The organism is Bradyrhizobium sp. STM 3843, from assembly GCF_000239815.1.
Classification (GTDB): domain Bacteria; phylum Pseudomonadota; class Alphaproteobacteria; order Rhizobiales; family Xanthobacteraceae; genus Bradyrhizobium.
Genome location: NZ_CAFK01000257.1, coordinates 1 through 17,720 on the forward strand (window position 1 = coordinate 1; position 17,720 = coordinate 17,720).

Annotated in this window: 20 protein-coding genes and 1 tRNA gene; 18 read left to right on the forward strand and 3 right to left on the reverse strand. The window is 64.3% G+C overall.

Features of this window, described 5'->3' with window-relative positions:
- The 5 genes from BRAS3843_RS26315 to BRAS3843_RS26335 all read left to right on the forward strand — a co-directional run.
- Positions 1–332, forward strand: a 332-nt coding sequence (locus BRAS3843_RS26315; RefSeq protein WP_008972144.1) for a putative zinc-binding metallopeptidase, incomplete at its 5' end; no start/stop codon positions are given.
- A 64-nt stretch (positions 333–396) separates the two neighbouring features.
- Entirely contained in the window at positions 397–603 is a 207-nt protein-coding gene (locus tag BRAS3843_RS26320; protein ID WP_008972145.1) for a hypothetical protein, read from the forward strand.
- Between the two features lie 147 nt (positions 604–750).
- The gene (locus BRAS3843_RS26325; protein WP_008972147.1) at positions 751–2,766 is read left to right on the forward strand and encodes an acetyl/propionyl/methylcrotonyl-CoA carboxylase subunit alpha; all 2,016 of its coding nucleotides are present in this window, start codon (positions 751–753) and stop codon (positions 2,764–2,766) included.
- 167 nt (positions 2,767–2,933) lie between these two features.
- Positions 2,934–3,800 carry an isocitrate lyase/PEP mutase family protein gene (locus tag BRAS3843_RS26330; RefSeq protein ID WP_008972148.1) on the forward strand — a complete coding sequence of 289 codons (867 nt, stop codon included), beginning with the start codon at positions 2,934–2,936 and terminating at the stop codon, positions 3,798–3,800.
- Positions 3,797–4,102 carry an acylphosphatase gene (locus BRAS3843_RS26335; RefSeq protein ID WP_008972149.1) on the forward strand — a complete coding sequence of 102 codons (306 nt, stop codon included), beginning with the start codon at positions 3,797–3,799 and terminating at the stop codon, positions 4,100–4,102. The genes BRAS3843_RS26330 and BRAS3843_RS26335 overlap by 4 nt, the downstream gene beginning before the upstream one ends.
- A 6-nt stretch (positions 4,103–4,108) precedes the next feature.
- Here BRAS3843_RS26335 and BRAS3843_RS26340 read toward each other — a convergent pair whose 3' ends face one another.
- Positions 4,109–4,933: a class I SAM-dependent methyltransferase gene (locus BRAS3843_RS26340; protein WP_008972150.1), complete on the reverse strand. Its 825-nt coding sequence runs from the start codon at positions 4,931–4,933 to the stop codon at positions 4,109–4,111.
- Positions 4,934–5,100: 167 nt separating this feature from the next.
- On the opposite strand from BRAS3843_RS26340, the gene BRAS3843_RS26345 reads away from it, so the two are divergent.
- The 3 genes from BRAS3843_RS26345 to BRAS3843_RS26355 are packed head-to-tail and all read left to right on the forward strand — an operon-like array spanning position 5,101 to position 7,779.
- Positions 5,101–5,670 (forward strand): MarR family transcriptional regulator, encoded by a 570-nt coding sequence (locus tag BRAS3843_RS26345; RefSeq protein ID WP_008972151.1) that lies wholly within the window; start codon positions 5,101–5,103, stop codon positions 5,668–5,670.
- Between the two features lie 16 nt (positions 5,671–5,686).
- Complete coding sequence (locus tag BRAS3843_RS26350; protein ID WP_008972152.1) at positions 5,687–6,346, forward strand: DUF4166 domain-containing protein; 660 nt, start codon at positions 5,687–5,689, stop codon at positions 6,344–6,346.
- On the forward strand, positions 6,343–7,779 hold the full coding sequence (locus BRAS3843_RS26355) for a TIGR01777 family oxidoreductase (protein WP_008972153.1): 1,437 nt from the start codon (positions 6,343–6,345) through the stop codon (positions 7,777–7,779). Before BRAS3843_RS26350 ends, BRAS3843_RS26355 begins: the two co-directional genes overlap by 4 nt.
- 4 nt (positions 7,780–7,783) lie before the next feature.
- Here the strand turns inward: BRAS3843_RS26355 and BRAS3843_RS26360 are convergent, their stop codons facing one another.
- Positions 7,784–8,764: an AraC family transcriptional regulator gene (locus BRAS3843_RS26360; RefSeq protein ID WP_035982835.1), complete on the reverse strand. Its 981-nt coding sequence runs from the start codon at positions 8,762–8,764 to the stop codon at positions 7,784–7,786.
- 218 nt (positions 8,765–8,982) lie between these two features.
- A complete protein-coding gene (lipB, locus tag BRAS3843_RS26370) occupies positions 8,983–9,705 on the reverse strand; it encodes a lipoyl(octanoyl) transferase LipB (RefSeq protein WP_008972155.1) in 723 nt (240 codons plus the stop codon).
- A gap of 63 nt (positions 9,706–9,768) precedes the next feature.
- Here lipB and BRAS3843_RS26375 point away from each other — a divergent pair, with 63 nt between their 5' ends.
- The 10 genes from BRAS3843_RS26375 to BRAS3843_RS26415 all read left to right on the forward strand — a co-directional run bounded on the left by BRAS3843_RS26375 (position 9,769) and on the right by BRAS3843_RS26415 (position 17,345).
- Complete coding sequence (locus BRAS3843_RS26375; protein WP_008972156.1) at positions 9,769–10,017, forward strand: FliM/FliN family flagellar motor switch protein; 249 nt, start codon at positions 9,769–9,771, stop codon at positions 10,015–10,017.
- Between the two features lie 135 nt (positions 10,018–10,152).
- Positions 10,153–10,237, forward strand: a tRNA-Leu gene (locus tag BRAS3843_RS26380).
- Positions 10,238–10,451: 214 nt separating this feature from the next.
- On the forward strand, positions 10,452–10,628 hold the full coding sequence (locus tag BRAS3843_RS39840) for a TrbI/VirB10 family protein (RefSeq protein ID WP_244425479.1): 177 nt from the start codon (positions 10,452–10,454) through the stop codon (positions 10,626–10,628).
- Positions 10,629–10,631: 3 nt separating this feature from the next.
- Positions 10,632–10,862 carry a DUF2274 domain-containing protein gene (locus tag BRAS3843_RS26385; RefSeq protein WP_035982838.1) on the forward strand — a complete coding sequence of 77 codons (231 nt, stop codon included), beginning with the start codon at positions 10,632–10,634 and terminating at the stop codon, positions 10,860–10,862.
- 306 nt (positions 10,863–11,168) lie between these two features.
- Complete coding sequence (locus BRAS3843_RS26390; RefSeq protein ID WP_008972160.1) at positions 11,169–12,341, forward strand: ROK family protein; 1,173 nt, start codon at positions 11,169–11,171, stop codon at positions 12,339–12,341.
- A 60-nt stretch (positions 12,342–12,401) separates the two neighbouring features.
- The gene (locus BRAS3843_RS26395) at positions 12,402–13,688 is read left to right on the forward strand and encodes an ABC transporter substrate-binding protein (RefSeq protein WP_008972161.1); all 1,287 of its coding nucleotides are present in this window, start codon (positions 12,402–12,404) and stop codon (positions 13,686–13,688) included.
- Between the two features lie 20 nt (positions 13,689–13,708).
- On the forward strand, positions 13,709–14,614 hold the full coding sequence (locus tag BRAS3843_RS26400) for a sugar ABC transporter permease (RefSeq protein ID WP_035982854.1): 906 nt from the start codon (positions 13,709–13,711) through the stop codon (positions 14,612–14,614).
- Positions 14,607–15,464 carry a carbohydrate ABC transporter permease gene (locus tag BRAS3843_RS26405; protein WP_008972163.1) on the forward strand — a complete coding sequence of 286 codons (858 nt, stop codon included), beginning with the start codon at positions 14,607–14,609 and terminating at the stop codon, positions 15,462–15,464. The genes BRAS3843_RS26400 and BRAS3843_RS26405 overlap by 8 nt, the downstream gene beginning before the upstream one ends.
- 7 nt (positions 15,465–15,471) lie before the next feature.
- A complete protein-coding gene (locus BRAS3843_RS26410; RefSeq protein WP_008972164.1) occupies positions 15,472–16,581 on the forward strand; it encodes an ABC transporter ATP-binding protein in 1,110 nt (369 codons plus the stop codon).
- On the forward strand, positions 16,578–17,345 hold the full coding sequence (locus tag BRAS3843_RS26415; RefSeq protein WP_008972165.1) for an SDR family oxidoreductase: 768 nt from the start codon (positions 16,578–16,580) through the stop codon (positions 17,343–17,345). The genes BRAS3843_RS26410 and BRAS3843_RS26415 overlap by 4 nt, the downstream gene beginning before the upstream one ends.
- Positions 17,346–17,720 lie beyond the last annotated feature (375 nt).

The window sequence follows — 17,720 nt, forward strand, 5'->3', positions numbered from 1 at the left end:
AAATGGCCTCCGAATTCGGCATGGAGGTCAACCCGCCGGCCGACCAGACCGGCGGACTGACCGCGCGCGTCACCTTTGATCCCTATGTGACCAAGGACTTCCAGGCCATCGTCACGGCGTGGCTGCCGTTCACCTTCGCGATCAACAGCGTCGCGCGCGCCATGGGCGTGCGCGATCTCTATCCGTTCATCCTGACCCCGCCGGTGATCGGCAAGCTCGGCTTCATCCACGGCCTGGTGCAGGAGGGCGCGAAGGGAAGGGCCGAGGGGAAGGTTGGGGATAAGCCCAAAGCGGAGACGACGGAGACGAGGGCAGAGCTCAAGGCCGGGTAATCCCGTCTTGACTCCTTAGAACATAAAGTGAACAAAGGCGCGCGAGCCGAAATGAGAATTGGCCATGTCGCCTGATCCGAAACCAGCGCCCGAGGATGACGAATTGGAAGCTGCCGTCGACCAGGCTATTGCGGCCTGCGGCGGTGACCAGCGCGCGACCATTCGCGCGCTGATCGTTGCGAACGATTATCTGGAGACCGAGGTCGGCGAGCTGATGAAGGCGGTCTCGCGTGCGTATGCCAGAGGGCGCTTCCACAGCTATTCCGGCTGACCCCCAGCGGGTCGGCTTTGCCGCAGTGCCGCCCGCCGTGCGGAGCGGGTTGCTTACGGCCGATTTTGCTATAGACGAACCCATAAAGCCCGCGGTCCACGCCTTCGCCGCGGGAGGGGAGCCCGCCCAAAGGTATCAAGCAAAAACATGTTCAAGACCATTCTGATCGCCAACCGCGGCGAGATCGCTTGCCGGGTCATCAAGACCGCCCGTCGCATGGGAATCAGGACCGTCGCGGTCTATTCGGAAGCCGATCGCGATGCGCTGCATGTCGAGATGGCCGATGACGCCTTGCTGATCGGACCGCCGCAAGCGGCCGAGAGCTATCTTCTGATCGATCGCATCGTCGAGGCCTGTCGCAAGACCGGCGCCGAAGCGGTGCATCCGGGCTACGGTTTTCTCTCCGAGCGCGAGGCCTTTCCGCGCGCGCTTGTCGAGGCCGGCATCGTCTTCATCGGGCCCAATCCAGGCGCGATTGCCGCGATGGGTGACAAGATCGAATCCAAGAAGGCGGCTGCCAAGGCCAAGGTCTCGACGGTGCCGGGCTTTCTCGGGGTGATCGAGGACGAGCGGCATGCGGTGCGGATCGCCGACGACATCGGCTATCCCGTGATGATCAAGGCTTCCGCCGGCGGCGGTGGCAAGGGCATGCGCATCGCGCACTCCACGTCCGAGGTCGCGGAAGGCTTCACCCTGGCCAAGGCCGAGGCCAAATCATCGTTCGGCGACGACCGCGTCTTCATCGAAAAATTCATCGTCGATCCCCGCCATATCGAGATCCAGGTGCTGGGCGACAAGCATGGCAACGTGATCTATCTCGGCGAGCGCGAATGCTCGATCCAGCGCCGCAACCAGAAGGTCATCGAGGAGGCGCCGTCGCCGCTGCTCGACGAGGAGACGCGGCGCAAGATGGGCGAGCAGGCGGTCGCGCTCGCCAAGGCCGTGAACTACGACTCCGCAGGCACGGTCGAGTTCGTCGCCGGGCAGGACAAGAGCTTCTATTTCCTGGAGATGAACACCCGCCTGCAGGTCGAACATCCCGTCACCGAGCTCGTCACCGGCGTCGATCTCGTCGAACAGATGATCCGCGTCGCCGCCGGCGAGAAGCTGGCGCTGTCGCAGAAGGACGTCAGCCTCACCGGCTGGGCGGTGGAATCGCGCGTCTATGCCGAGGACCCGTTCCGCAACTTCCTGCCCTCGATCGGGCGGCTGGTGAAGTATCGTCCGCCGGCGGAGAGCAAAGCCGACGGCATCACGGTGCGCAACGACACCGGCGTGCAGGAGGGCGGCGAGATCTCGATCTACTACGATCCGATGATCGCCAAGCTGATCACGCATGCGCCGTCGCGCGCGGCGGCGATCGAGGCACAATCGACCGCGCTCGATGCGTTCTATGTCGATGGCATCCGCCACAACATCCCGTTCCTGTCGGCGCTGATGAACCATCCGCGCTGGCGCGAGGGCCGGCTGTCGACCGGTTTCATTGCCGAGGAATTCCCGAAGGGCTTTGCCGCGCATGCGCCGGCGGGCGAGATCGCACGGCGGCTGGCCGCGGTCGGCGCCGCGATCGATCACGTGCTCGGCGAGCGCAAGCGGCAGATTTCGCAGCAGATGATCGGCCGCCCGGTGAAGCGCCAGGGACGCCGCGCGGTCTGGCTCGACCGCGAGGAGATCCTGCTCGACATCAGCAGAGAGGACGGCAGCATTGCCGTGCGTTTCGTCGGAGCCGACGGTCATGCAGGACCTGCGCATCATCTGGTATCGAGCTGGAAGCCCGGTGATCCCGTCTGGGAAGGCACGATCGACGGTGCCGCGATCGCGGTGCAGACCCGGCCGATTCCGAACGGTGTGCGGCTCGCCCATCAGGGCGTCGAGGCGGCGGTCTATGTCTACACCGAGGCGGAGGCGGCTTCGGCGCGCCTGATGCCGGTCGTCACGGCCGGCGACAGCGGCAAGAAGGTGCTGTGCCCGATGCCGGGGCTGGTGGTCTCGATTGCGGTCACCGAGGGCCAGGAGGTCAAGGCCGGCGAGACGCTTGCTGTGATCGAAGCGATGAAGATGCAGAACGTGCTGCGCGCCGAGCGCGACGGCACGGTGAAGAAGATCCACGCTTCCCCTGGCGCGACGCTCGCGGTCGATGCGCTGATCCTGGAGTTTGCTTAGTGCTATCCGCGAGGTCGTGCGGGTGGTTGGGCAGGCTTTACGTTCTTTGACGCCGTCATTCCGGGGCGATGCGGAGCATCGAACTAGGGTGCGCAATTGCGCACCTGAGAATCTCGAGATTCCGGGGTCCGGTCCTTCGGGCCGTCCCGGAATGACAGGAGAGGATGATGACCTTCCGTGCACGCCGCGAACAGCTGCGTTCGATCCTGACGGGTGATCGCTGCATCCGTCCGGGCTCGGTCTATGACGCAATCTCGATCCGCATCGCCGAGGATATCGGCTTCGAACTCGGCATGTTCGGCGGCTCGGTGGCTTCGCTCGCGGTGCTCGGCGATCCCGATATCGCGCTGATCACGCTGACTGAGCTCGCTGAGCAGATGCGACGGATGTCGCGCGCGGCGTCCTTAGCCGTGCTGGTCGATGCCGATCACGGCTACGGCAACGCGCTCAACGTCCGCCGTACGGTGCAGGAGCTGGAGGCGGCGGGCGCCGCGGGGCTGACGATCGAGGATACGCTCTTGCCGCAGGCCTTCGGCGAGGCAAAGACGCAGCTGATCTCGCTCGACGAGGGCATCGGCAAGATGAAGGCGGCGCTCGACGGCCGCGGTGATCCGTCGCTGGTGATCCTCGGGCGTACTGGGGCCGCGTCGATCACCTCGCTCGATGACGCGATCGCGCGGGCGCGCGCCTATCAGGCCTGCGGAGTGGACGGGCTGTTCTTCACCGGCATCACCGCGCGCGCCGAGCTCGACGCGATCTCCGAGGCGACGACGCTGCCGATCGTGCTCGGCGGCGCGCCGGCGGAGATGTCGGATCTGGATTATCTGGCCTCGCGCCACGTGCGGATTGCGCTGCAGGGCCATGCGCCGATCGCGGCCGCGACGCAGGCTGTCTACGACACGCTCAAAGCGCTGCGCGAGGGCACTTCACCGAAACAGCTGAAGGGGCTAGCCTCGGCGGAACTGACCGCGCGCGTGACCCGCGAGGCCGATGTGAAGGCGCGCGGTCGCGCGGTTCTCGGACTGAAGCAATGACGACGGACGACACCATTGTGCATGTCATGGTTCGCGGCCGGGTGCAGGGCGTCGGCTACCGCGCGTGGGTCGAGGACCAGGCGACGCTGAACGGCCTCGAGGGCTGGGTGCGCAACCGCCAGGACGGCAGCGTCGAGGCGGTGTTGGCTGGACCCGCCGCCGACGTCGCCGAAGTGATTGAACTTTGCCGCAAGGGACCGCCGGCCTCCCGCGTGGATTCCGTCAGCAACATGCCGGCCCATGCCGACCAGCTCAAGCTGCGCCGCGCAGGCGAGGAGTTCTCGGTGCTGCCGACGGTTTGAGAGCTTTCAACCCGCCGCCGAAATCACCAGCGCCTGAATCCCGCCCTCGATCGGGCCATTGCCGAAACGTGACCTGAGCGCTTCTGCAGCCGCATGCGTTGCAGCCTCCAGGCCGGGCGCGCCGCGGGCCTCGATTTCGCCGCGCATCGGCGTGCCCTGGCACAAGGCGATCGCCGCATCCTCGGCCGCGTTTGCCCGGCTTCGATGCGCCACTGTCTCGACGGCAATATCGGTGAAGCCGGCCTTGCTCAGGTCGGAACGGATCTGTGCGGCATCATGATAGCCGTGGGGCGTGCGCTTCAGGAATTCCGGCGGATTGGCAGGAAACACCCGCCGCATGGCCTGACAGACCGTGTCGGTGAATTCATTCTCCTCGATACGGTCCCAGACGTTGAAGACAAAGTGGCCACTTGGGCGCAGCACGCGTCGCGCCTCGCTGTAGCCCTCGACCCGGTCCGGGAAGAACATCGCGCCGAACTGACAAACGACGACGTCGAAGCCTGCATCAGGGAAGGGCAGCGCAAGCGCGTCCGCCTGCTGCCAGGTGATCCCGGGTCCGATCCCGGGCCGTTCGCCGAGGCGCGTCTTCGCCTGCGCGAGCATGGGCTCGTTCAGGTCGGTCACAGTGAGCCGGGTGGCCTCAGGCATCCGGGCTGCGAGCGCGGCGGTGACCGCCCCGGTGCCCGCGGCCGTCTCCAGCACGTCATGCGGTGCAAGCTCCTTGATCCGTTCCGCAAGATCCTGCGCGTAGGGCGCGAAGATCATCGGCACGAGCAGCCGATCGTAGAGCTGCGGAATCGCTCCCGTAAACGCCTTGTCGGACTGCGTCATCATTTTGCTCCTTTGACGGGCCCGGCGCCTCGGCACGGCAAAGTGCCGCAACCTGCGCCGGCGGTCGACGATGCACATTGGTCAATGCCGCTTGCGGCAGGTTCATTGTCGCGGAACGGGGGCCCCGGCCCCTTGACATCCGTCCGGTTCAGTCAGATATTTCTGTCATGACAGAAATAACCGGTAAAAAGAAACTCCCCCCGGCGATCGAGCGCTTCATCCTCAATTGGGGCGACATGGGCGATCAGTGGGGCGTCAACCGCTCCGTGAGCCAGATCCACGGCCTGCTTTATCTTGCCGAGCAGCCGATGACGGCGGAGGACATCGCCGACACGCTCGGCATGGCGCGTTCCAATGTCTCCAATTCGCTGAAGGAGCTGCTCGCCTGGAATCTGATCCGTCGCGTGCCGATCCTCGGCGACCGCCGCGATCATTTCGAGGCCGAGACCGACATCTGGGAGGTGGCGCAGCGGATCGCCGCCGGCCGCAAGGAGCGGGAGATCGATCCGGCGATCGCGGCGCTGCGCGCCAGCGTCGCCGAGGCGACCGACGATCCGACCACCAGCCCGGTTGCCGCGAAGCGACTGAAGGACATGCTGGCGTTCACTGAGCTGGTCGACCGCTGGTTCACCCAGATGCTCAAAGTGCCGCGGCCGCGCCTGGTGGCGCTGATCAAGCTCGGCGAGAAGATCGCAAATCTGCTGCCGTCCGGAAAGTCCAGGTCAGGCAGCGCGTAGGTGAGTGGAGGGTGTCATGGCGTCGGCGCGATCTCACAGGCTTTCAACACCCTCCAATGCCAGGCTCCGTGATGATCACCGCTTCCGTGCATTGTTGTCGGCGGAAGATTGGGGCCGTTTGCCAGTGTCGATCTGGCGCCGCTTCTCCACGCGGCTCGCCGACGGCGCGACCGTGATCTATGTCGGCGAAATCGAGCACGCACAGCTCAGCCGCGCCGGCTGGTGGTTCGCGCTGGCGGCGCGCCTGATCGGCGGGCCGCTGCCGACCTCGGCCGATACCGGCGTGCCGATGATCGTCGCGGTGACCGAAGATGCCGCCAGCGGCGGCCAGATCTGGACCCGCATCTGCGGCCGGATCCACGGCTTTCCGCAGGTGATCCATTCGGCCAAGCGCTTTGCCGGGCCGACGGGACTGGAGGAATATCTCGGCTGGGGTCTCAGTATGAGTCTGCGGGTCTGCGTCGCCGATGGTGCGCTCGAATTTCGCAGCACCGGCTATGCGATTGCATTTGCCGGCCTGCGCTGCCCGCTGCCGTCCTGGCTCACGCCCGGCGATGTCGTCGTCACCCATTCCGATCTCGGCGAGGGTGCGTTCCGCTTCACGCTCGAGATCACCCATCCGCGCTTTGGCCGCATCATCAGCCAATCCGCCGTGTTCCGGGAGGCCTCCTCATGACGCCGCTGTTGTGGACGCTCATCGCCATCCAGATCGTCATGGGCGTGTTCGACACTTTCTACCACCACGAATTCACCGCGCGCATCGCCTGGCGGCCGTCGCAGCAGAACGAGCTGAGGCTGCACGGCATACGCAATCTGCTCTATGCGGCGCTCTTTCTCGGATTGGGCTGGTTTGAGCTCCATGGCCTCTGGGCCTGGCTCGTCATCGCGGTGCTGATGGCCGAGATCGCGATCACGTTGACGGATTTCGTCGAAGAGGATCTGACCCGCAAGCTGCCGGCAAGCGAGCGCATCAATCATACGCTGCTGGCGATCAACTATGGCGCCATCCTTGCGTGGCTGGTGCCGGTCCTGATCGGCTGGGCAATGCAGCCGACTGCAGTCGTGGTCGCGTATGCAGGCGTGCTGAGCTGGATCGCTGCGGCGGCCTGCATCGGCGCTGCCCTGTGCGGTCTCCGGGATTTTGCCGCCGCGAGGCGCCTTGCGCGCCTGGCAACGCCGCTTGCGGGTGAACTGGTCGCGGTGCTGCCGCCGGCGAAGACGGTGCTGGTCACCGGTGCGACCGGGTTCATCGGCGGGCGCCTCGTCGCAAGCCTCACCGAAGCCGGTCACCACGTCATTGCGCTGGTGCGCAACCGGGCCAGGGCGGCATCGCTGCCGCTGCCGATCACGCTGATCACCAGTCTCGATCAGCTTCCGTCCGACACACGGATCGAAGCGGTGGTCAATCTCGCGGGCGAACCGATCGGCAATCAAGCATGGACCGAGGCCAAGCGGCAGACGATCCTGCAGTCACGCCTCTCCGTGACATCAGATGTCGTGCGCCTGATCGGCCGTCTCGATCGCAAGCCCATGGTGCTGGTCAATGGCTCGGCCGTCGGCTGGTACGGCCTCTGGCAGGATCAGCCGCTGACCGAGTCCGCCAAATCGCATGCCTGCTTCAGCCATGATCTGTGCGAAGCGTGGGAGCGGGCGGCGGGAGCTGCCGAGGCCCACGGCGTGCGGGTGGTCGCCTTGCGGATCGGCCTGGTGGTGGCGCGAGACGGCGGGGTCCTGTCGCGTCTGTTGACGCCGTTCGAATTCGGGCTCGGCGGCCCGCTCGGCTCCGGCCTGCAATGGATGTCATGGATCGAGCGCGACGACCTGGTCCGGCTGATCGCCCATGTGATCGCCAGGCAGGACCTGTCGGGCCCGATCAACGCCACCGCGCCGCTGCCGGTGCGCAATCTCACCTTCACCGCGGAGCTGGCGCGGCGGCTGCGGCGGCCGGCGCTACTCCGCGTTCCCGCGGCATTGCTGCGCAAGATTGGCGGCGATCTCGCCAATGAGCTGCTGCTCGGCGGCCAGCGCGTGCTGCCGAACAAGGCGCTCAGCAACGGCTTCGTGTTCCGCTATCAGAGCCTGCGCAGCGCGCTGGAGGCAATCCTGTGACGCTTCAGCGCGCGGCTCTGGCCACGGTCACCGACGGCAGCTCGCCATAGGTCTCGCGGTAATAGCGGGCGAAGTGTCCGGGATTGGCGAAGTTGCAGGCGGCCGCGGCCGACGCCACGGTGGCTGTGGGATCGCCGGAGAGCAGCATGTCGCGGGCGCGACGCAGGCGCACCGATTTGGTGAAGGCGATCGGCGAATAGCCGCGCACGCGTTCGAACGCCCGGAACAACGAGCGCGCGCTGACGCCGGCCTCGGCGGCCAGACGCTCGATCGTGATGGCCTCGCGCCAATTCGCCTCGATGAACTCCTCCAGCCGCTTGACTAGGCCGAAGTCGGGGAGGGGGCCGGGCGCGGCAATCTGGTCCCTCAGCTTGTGGCGGCTCGTGGAGAGGAAGGCGATCTGCACGGCGTCTTCCAGCTCGCGATAGACCGCGGACGTGAATCCGGATGGAGCCTCGTTAAGCTGGCGCGCCAGGAATTCGAGCAGACGAAACAGGCTGCCCGCTTGCGGATCGTCGGCGGAAATCGCGCTGTCGAACTGGTAGTTGGCTTTCGGCTTGACATCGACGAGCGCGGCCAGGCGCCGCAGCAGCGCGTCCTGTTTGATGCGCAAGGTGAGCCGTTCATGGCCGCCCTGACAAACCATCTGCCAGGACACTCCGGCCGAGGTGACCGCGAATTGCCGCTCGTTGATGTCGGTGACCTGACCACCGATGCAGGCGAGCCCGCGTCCTTTGAGTGCGATCTGCAAGCGAACGAAATCGGCGGCGAAGGCGTCAGCGACGAGATCGCAGCTTGTGGCCCCGAAGCCGAGCGCAATGGTTTCGAGCTCGACAGCATTGAGCCGGGCGTGAAGGCTGCCGGTGTTGCGGATATCGACGCGATCGGCACCCAAGAGGTGAGTCCCAAGATGCCGCAACTCCTCAGGATCAGACGTCCGGATCAGGGGAAAGTGATGCAGTGGATCAGGACGGGCTTCGCTCATCTCGATGCAGCTTCGCTCATCGTCACGCGCATGACTTTGCGAGGAACCAGCAACGTCGGTTGCGCAAGAGCCGACGGCACATCGATTCCGCTTCCTCGCCTGCCGCTCATGCTACATGACGAGGGGATCGCGTCAATTCTGCCGGCCTCGGATCGCGCTCATGTGCACGTCGTTCCGGCGTCCGGCATGCGCGACGATCGGCCTCGCGCACATGGGGATCAGACCGCTTCCGGCAGCCTGGCCGTCGTCGCGCCGAAGATGTCCTGAAATGCCTGCCGAAGCGCGATATCGACGTCGGCCATTCCGACGGGAAGGCCGAGATCGACGAGGCTGGTGACGCCATAACGCGGATCCACCACGCCGCATGGCACGATGGCGGCGAAATGCGACAGGTCCGGCTCGACATTGATGGCGATGCCGTGAAAGGATACCCAGCGCTTCAGTCGCACGCCGATGGCGGCGATCTTGTCCTCGTAACCAGAGCCCTTGTCCGGACGCTTCACCCAGACGCCGACGCGGTCCTCGCATCGCTCGCCGCGGACGTTGAAGGCCGCCAGGGTGCGGATGATCAGCTCCTCCAGCGCCGCCACATAGGCCCGGACATCAGGCCGTCGCCGTTTCAGATCCAGCATCACATAGGCCACGCGCTGGCCGGGACCGTGATAGGTCACTTGCCCGCCGCGGCCGGTCGGAATCAGCGGGAAGCGGGGATCGAGCAGGTCTTCAGCTTTTCCCGAGGTGCCGGAGGTGTACAGCGGCGGGTGCTCGAGCAGCCAGACCATCTCCGGGGCCTCATGGGCGGCGATCGCGGTGGCGCGGGCCTCCATGAACGCGGTGGCTTCGGCATAGTCCACCGGCGAATCCGAGATGCGCCATTCCACCGCGCTGCCGGAGGGGGCGGCAAAGCTGGTCAGATCGAGGTTTTCGCGGCTGTTAACCATTGGCTAACCACAACATGATGATGTCGGCACAGGCAATTTAGTCGTGACTTCGGTGGTCTTGCAGTGTCAACCCTCGATAAAGTGACCGTCGACCTCATGGTCGTCCTCGGGACCTCCTCCATGCCCATCCATCAGGTTCTACGCCTGTCGCGCGGCGCGATCATCGAACTTGATGCCACCGAGGCCGACGAGGTCAAGGTGCTGGCCAATAATCTGCCGATCGCCAGCGGCGTGGTTCTGGTCGACCGCAACCGGATCGCGGTCGAGGTCAAGCAGATGTTGCCGAAATCACCCGGCGGCGGCGCCCGATAGGCGAGGAAAACGTCCACAAACCTTCACTTTGAGGGTAGGGCAGGCCTTGTGGCCCCTGCACCGATTTGTTACATCGGCGCCACTGATCTGGACCGGCCTGAGCCGGTTCCCGAGGCCGGTTCCGGCCTTCCCTTCGCGCTCGTGGCGGAATTGGTAGACGCGCTGCCTTGAGGTGGCAGTGGGTAACACCGTGGGGGTTCGAGTCCCTCCGAGCGCACCACTCCCACGCGTAAGCAGCTGAAGTGGTTAGAGTTTTTTCCGAAAATTGCTACGGAAAGTTACTACTCTGTTCTGTCTGGACGTTCCAGGCTCGTTCTCATCCGGCATGGCCAGGAAGTCATCGAGCGACTGGCTCCGATCGAACGCCGCGACCTTGTCCATGCCTCTGACGCCGAGCTTTTCCCGGTTCGCCTGAGAATAATCTCGTCAAGGCGCTGCGACAAAGCGCGGAGCAGACGACCAATCGGGCAGGGCAACGCGTGGTGGAGCGCGAGCTCGACATGCAGCCGACGATCACGGTCCGGCCGGGATGGCCGCTACCGGTGATCGTTTCTAAGGATCTGGCGATGAAGCCGTATGAGGACGTTCGGACGGTTGCGAAGGGGAGGTGAGGGATCAAGCTTGGGAAACTGCCAGATCGGACACCGGTCAAAATGACCATCGTTCTGGCGCCGAGCCTTGCGCGGATGCTTCGAGAGTATGCTGATTTCTATGTGGAGACCTACGCCAGCCGGGAGGAGGTGGCGGACCTGATACCGTTCATGATCGAGGCATTTCTCGAGAGCGATGCGGCATTCAAGAAAGGGAAGAAAAGAACTCCGGCAGAGCCGCTGTCAAGCAACTGACCTTAACGGCCGCTCCTCACGGATCGAGCCAATTCTGTCTCGGAGCGCATATCAAGCAACGCAGCTCTCACGTGGGGAAGCCGACACGAACAAGAGTGATCCCCGTAAGGCCGAAAAGAGAGACGCGCAGCGCCCGGCTCCGGATAGTACGTATGCCTTACAAAATGAGAGCTTATTCTGGCGAAGCGCCGTTCGTTGCTGCCGCGCACAACACAAACCGAAGCCTCAAGCCAGCAAGCGCCTTGACAGGCGAAATGATCCGCGCCCACATTCTTACCCTAAGTAAGAATGACGACAGGGACGGAAATGTCTGAGCAGCCGAGAAGTCGGCGGCAGACGCGTGCGGCCATTTTGGGGCAACTGCTTCAATCGGGCGGCATGTTTCGGCCACCTCTGGCCAAGGCGGTGCGCCTCTCCGAGGCGAGCCTGTCGCGCATTCTGTTCGACCTGAAAGCGGAAGGCCTGATCGAGGAAGTCCGGCGGCCGGCGCCCTATTTCGGCGGCCCCACGGCTCTCGTGTCGCTCGATGACTCTGTAGCGCTGGGCGCCATCGAGCTCACAGTTCAGCGGCTGAGCGTGGGCGTCGGCTCGATGTCCGGCGAGCTGCACTACACCGAGCGATTGGGTTTGCCGAAAGCGCCGACCGTAGAATCCGTCGGCCGGGTATTTCGCGAGGCGCTCGCATTGCTGCGCGACTGGACTCGACGGCGCCATGTCGAGCTCGCGCAGATCGGAATCTGCGTTCCGGGCCTCGGCAGGTTGAGCATCTCGGGCAATGCCATCATCCGCTGCGACATTGAACGCCTGCGCGCCCTGCTGGGCGAGATGTTCGCGAACGTGCCCGTCGCCTTCGCCAATTCCGTGGTGGGCCATGCCATGTTTCACCGCTGCCGCACCGAAGACTATCCGTTCAGCGGCGCGCATCTGTTCGTCTTCGTCGGGCAGGGCGTCGGCGGCACCTGGATGGACGAGGCGATCGAGGCCGACGGTTTGCAGCCAGTCGAACTCGGCCACATGGTGTTCGGCGAGGGGGGTCCACGCTGCCGTTGCGGTCATCATGGCTGCGTCGAAGCCTACACCTCGCTTCCGGCCCTCGCCGGGCTGCTCGGCATCGCCGAGCCGGAATTGCTGCAGCTCGGCAGCGACTGGGTGGACGCCATCCCTCGCTCATCGCGCATGCGCCAGGAGTTGCGGCAGCGGCTGTTTCGGCTGGGCCTCGCGATCGGCAATACGCTCAACGTAAGATCCTGTCCCGCGGTCGCCATCAGCGGCTGGCCCTCGCTCCTTCCCGAGCGCGAGCGGAAGCCGCTGGCTGACGGAATCGATTCCTGCCTGCTGGGAGGGCTCAAGTCCGCCGAGCTGTCGCTCGCTTTCGTGCCGCCATCGGCCGGTCAGGATCCGAATGCCGCGCTGGCCTTCGCCGCCAGTTGCCTGGCCTGCCGCGGCGGGATGCCGGCCGAAGCAACGGAGGCCGCCTGAGATGTGGTGAGCTGTGCGGATCGACCGCCGATGAAGTTCAAGCTTAGGGAGGAACATGCCATGCCGATGACCATAACCAGGCGCCGTCTGCTCGCTGGATCCGCGACCGCGCTCGCACTGCCGGCATTGGTTCGTGCGCAGAGCGGGGTCAAGCCGCGCCTGACCGTGATCTCGCAATGGTCGGCAGGCAGCGATGGCGCGGCGATCACGGCGCTGGGCAAGAAATTCGAGGAGAAGGGCGGGATCTGGCAGCACTCGCCCGTTCCTGGGTTCACCACGGAGATGATGAACAAGCTGCGCGCTCAGATCATGGCCGGCGATCCGCCGGCTTGCTCGCAGCTCAAGGGTCCCGAGATTGCGGCCTGGTCGAAGATTGCACCGACCGTCGATCTCGACAACCTTGTCGCTGCAGCCGGGTATGAGAAGGTCGTTGCGCCAGACCTTGCACGGTTACACAAGCCGGGCGGCAACTGGATTTCGCTGCCGCTGCAAATCTACAGCACCAACATGCTGTTTCTGTCGAAACGCGCGATGGACAAGGCCAAGGCTGACAAGATCCCGGTCACATGGGCGGACTTCAATGACCTCGCCGATAAGATGAAGGCGGGCGGAGTGGCTTATCCCGTCGCCAACGGCGGGACCCGTCCCGACGATGGACAGAAATTCGAGGCCGCTCTTGCGGGCATCAGTCCCGCGGCATACCGCGCAGCCATCGTGAATCTCGACGAGAAGGCTTTGAAGGGTGCCGAGGTCAAAGCCGCTTTCGTACAGGTACGCAAGATCGCCGACTGGATGGACCCGAACGTCGGCGCCCAACACTTTTCTACCAACCTGAAGCGTTTCATTGAAGCCGACATGGGCATGATGATCCAGGGCGGGTGGGCGCAGGGCGTGTTGCGCAACGCTGGTTTCAAGTTCGAGGACTTCATCATCGCGCCGGGGCCCAGCGACAATGGCAAGCCGGTTTTCCTGCTCAATGCCGATGCCTTCATCTTCTGGAAGCGCAACGAGCCCGATCTGCAGGCCGGCCAGACATTGATGGCGCAGCTCGTCATGGACCCGGCCATCCAGACCATGTATTCGCAGATCACGGGCTCCATTCCCGTGCGCTCCGATGTCGACCTGTCCGGCGCCGGCTGGTCCGATGGTCAGCGGCGAACCGCTGCAGCGCTGAAAGACGCCGTCGCCAGCGACCAGGCCGTCCTGAGCCTCGCGCATAACATGGCGCAGGAAAACGGAATGACCGCAGCGATGATCGACGTGATCACGGAGTACGTGAAGAACAAGGCGATGACGCCGGAGCAGGGCGTGGCCCGTCTCAGCGACGCCGTCGAGGGCGCGCGTTGACCGGCGAGCTCTCGGTGGCAATGCAGCCGGGCCGGTCGGCGATTTCCGGCCTGCTCCGCCGGCTGCCCGAGCAACTGATGATATGGGTGCCGCTGCTGCTGGCCGCCGGACACATCGTTTCGTTTGCGCTGTGGACGATTTGGATTTCGTTCACGCCGTCGACCCTCGTTCCAGTCTCGGGCTGGGTGGGCTTGCGCAACTACACGGCGGTCTTGGCAACACGGAATTGGCAGATCGCCTTCAACAACCTGTTGCTGTTCGGCAGCACTTTCGTTCTGCTGAGCTTGGTGACCGGCCTCTTGCTGGCGATTCTGCTCGATCAGCGCATTCGCGGTGAGAACGTACTGCGATCGATCTTCCTCTACCCCCTGGCGGTCTCCTTCGTGGTTACGGGCACGGTCTGGAGTTGGCTGCTCAATCCCGGCCTCGGGATCGAGAAGCTCGTCCACGATCTCGGCTGGATCTCGTTCCGGTTCGACTGGCTGATCGACCGCGACATGGCGATCTGGACCATCGTCATCGCCGCGGTCTGGCAATCCTCGGGCTTTGCCATGGCGCTCTTCCTCGCCGGGCTTCGGTCGGTCGACAACGAGCTGATCAAGGCCGCACAGATCGACGGCGCTGGACCTGTTCGCATGTATCGGCGCGTCATTCTGCCGACACTCTGGCCGATCACCATCACCGTCGTCGTCATCCAGCTGCAGTTCGCGATTTCGACCTTCGACCTCGTTCGCGCGCTCACCAATGGGGGGCCCGGAATTGCGACCCAGCTACCTGCCCTTGTCGTCTATGACCTGATGTTCCAGCGCGGCCTGCTCGGCCGCGGTGCGGCGGCGGCGGTGCTGATGTTGCTCATTCTCCTGGCGGTGCTGCTGCCCTATGCAGCGTGGCGATTTGTCAAGCGACGGCAGGCCGGTCATGCGTAAGCTGAGCTTCGAGCCCAGTCGAGTCTTGATCTATCTCGTCGTTTCATTGCTCGCGGCAGCCTATCTCGCGCCGCTGGTTGTGGTCGTGCTGAATTCGTTTCGCAGCAACCAGGAGATCGCGCAGGCCTCGATGATCGGCTGGCCGAAACAATGGGCCTGGAGCAACTACGCCGCAGCCTGGAGCGGCTTCTGCGTCGCCGAGACCTGCACCGGCATCCGTCCATACATGCTGAATTCCGCGCTGGTCACGATCCCTGCGACGATCATCTCCACCATGCTCGGCGCGGTGGCCGGTTACGCCGTGTCGCTATGGCGGTTTCGCGGCGACAGCTGGATCTACGGCATCGTAACCCTTGGTCTCTTTCTTCCCCAGCAGATGCGTCTGCTGCCCTGGACCGTCGTGCTGCGGGACATCGGTCTCATCAACACGCTGACGGGGCTCGTGCTGGTTCACACCATCCAGGGCCTCTCCTTCACCACATTGTTCTGCCGGAACTACTACGCCGCCGTTCCGCATGAACTGATCAGGGCTGCGCGCATCGATGGCGCCGGGTTCTTTCGGATCTTCTGGCGCATCATTCTGCCGCTCTCGTCTCCGATCCTGATCGTCACTGTCATCTGGCAGTTCACGCATATCTGGAACGAATTCCTCTATGGCGTGACATTCACGACCGGCCAGCAGCAGCCTGTCACGGCTGCTCTGATCGCGCTCTCCGCGGCCATCGCGGATATCCCGCAGCACGGCGTGCAGAGTGCCGCAGTGCTGATCGCGGCGCTCCCCACGTTGTTGGTCTATTTCTTCGGTGGCAGGTACTTCGTTCGGGGCCTGACCGCCGGCGCCGTCAAATAGGATCCGCATGTCAGCGCTCACTGTCCGCGATCTCACCAAGAAGTTCGGTCCCGTCGAGGTGCTGAAAGGAATTGACCTCGAAATCGGCACCGGCGAGTTCATTGTGCTGGTCGGGCCTTCCGGCTGTGGCAAGTCAACCTTGCTCAACATCATCGCCGGTCTGGAGCGCCAAAGCTCCGGTATGATCGAAATCGGCGGCCGTGTCGTCAACGACGTCGCACCGAAGGATCGCGACATCGCCATGGTGTTCCAGTCCTACGCGCTCTATCCGTCGATGACGGTGCGCCAGAACATCACCTTCGGCATGGAATGCCGTCACGAGCCCAAGTCGAAGCAGGATGCCGCGGTGGCCGATGTTGCCCGGCTGCTGCAGATCGAGCGGCTGCTCGGCCGCAAGCCGTCGCAGCTCTCCGGCGGACAGCGGCAGCGCGTTGCCATCGGCCGCGCGCTAGTTCGCAATCCCCTGTTGTTCCTGTTTGACGAGCCGCTGTCCAATCTCGATGCCAAGTTGCGCGTCGAGATGCGGATGGAGATCAAACGCCTGCACCAGCGCATCGGCGCCACCATCGTCTACGTGACGCATGACCAGATCGAGGCGATGACCATGGCGACGCGGATCGCGGTGATGCATCGTGGACAGGTGCAGCAGTTCGCCGATCCCGACACCGTGTACCGCTATCCGGCCAACCTGTTCGTCGCGCGCTTCATGGGTTCGCCGCCGATGAACACAATGCGGGCGCGGCTCGAGGCCGGGAACGGCGGCCCGGTGGCCGTGATAGGCGCGGGGCGGCCAGACGAAGTCCGCATCCACTTGCAGCGATACGATGCGGCGGCCTCGTTTGTCGACCGCGAGGTGGTGTTTGGGATCAGGCCCGAATGCATCGCCGAGAGCAGCCGGATGTTTACCGGCGCCGCGCCCATCATCGTCAGCGCGCCGGTGGAGATGGTGGAGCCCACCGGTGCGGAGACGATCGTGCTGCTGCGCCTTGGCGGGGAGGCCGCGATGGCGCGGATCACGCCGGATCTCCGGCCCACACCTGGTGCATGCGCCGACTTTGCGCTCGATACGCGGCGCATCTGCCTGTTCGATCCCGAGACGGAGCGGCTGATCACATGATTGAGACGAGTTATTCCGGACTTGCGGGCCGTGTGGTGTTGATCACGGGTGGCGCCAGCGGCATCGGCGCCACCTTGGTGCACGCGTTCGCGGCCCAGCAGGCCCGGGTCGCTTTTCTCGACATCGATACGGAAGCAGGCGAGGCGCTGGTGGACGAGGTGGCCGATGTGTCCGGTGTCACGCCGCTGTTCGTGCCATGCGATCTACTTGATATCGACGCCCTGCGCGAAGCGATGGGAGAGATTCACCGCGTCCTCGGTGGTGCCGCTGTTTTGGTGAACAACGCCGCCAACGATCAACGTCAGGTTCTCTCCGAGGTGACGCCGGCCGAATTCGACTGGATGATCGGGGTCAATCTCAAGCACGTCTTCTTTGCGGCGCAAGCGATCGTGCCGCAAATGCAGGCGCGCGGCGGTGGCTCGATCATCAACATGTCTTCGGTGGCGTGGATGCGCGGCGCGCCGGCGCTGCCGGCCTACGCCGCAGCGAAGGCGGCGATCGTCGGGTTCACCAACTCGCTCGCGCGGCTTGTCGGCCCCGATCGCATCCGCGTAAACGCGATTGCTCCTGGCATGGTGATCACTGAGCGCCAGCGCCGGCTCTGGTTTCCAGACGAGCAGAAGATTGCCGAGGTGCGGTCGCGTCAGGCCATACCAGATGCGGTGACGCCTGACGACGTCGCGCGCATGGCACTGTTTCTGGCATCCGACGAGAGTCAGCGCATTACGCGACAGTGCTTTCAGGTCGACGGGGGACTCGGCTAGGCGGGAAGGCACAACGCAGCCTGTTCGACTTGCCGATGCCCATCATGACCTTCAGTCCTGCCAATTAGACAGACTGAATCACCGATATCCCTGCGCCGCAACTGCCGACTTTTCAACGGAGTCGGGGGACAAGCGGAAGGGGCGGCCGGAGGACTAAAAGACCGCTTGTGACCTTGGCTGTGTGAAAACGTGAGAACTGAACAACCTCGGAGAATCCGCTTCTCGGATGCAGCCGCGCCCTAGCTCAGCATGCTCCTCGCGCTTGCAGAGGAGTGTTCATCTTCGCTTATCTCTGGTGAGGTCGCAGAATGACAATCATCGCGGTGAATGCGCAGCAACATTCGCTGCAGTTTCGTGCATGACTGTCGCGCGTGA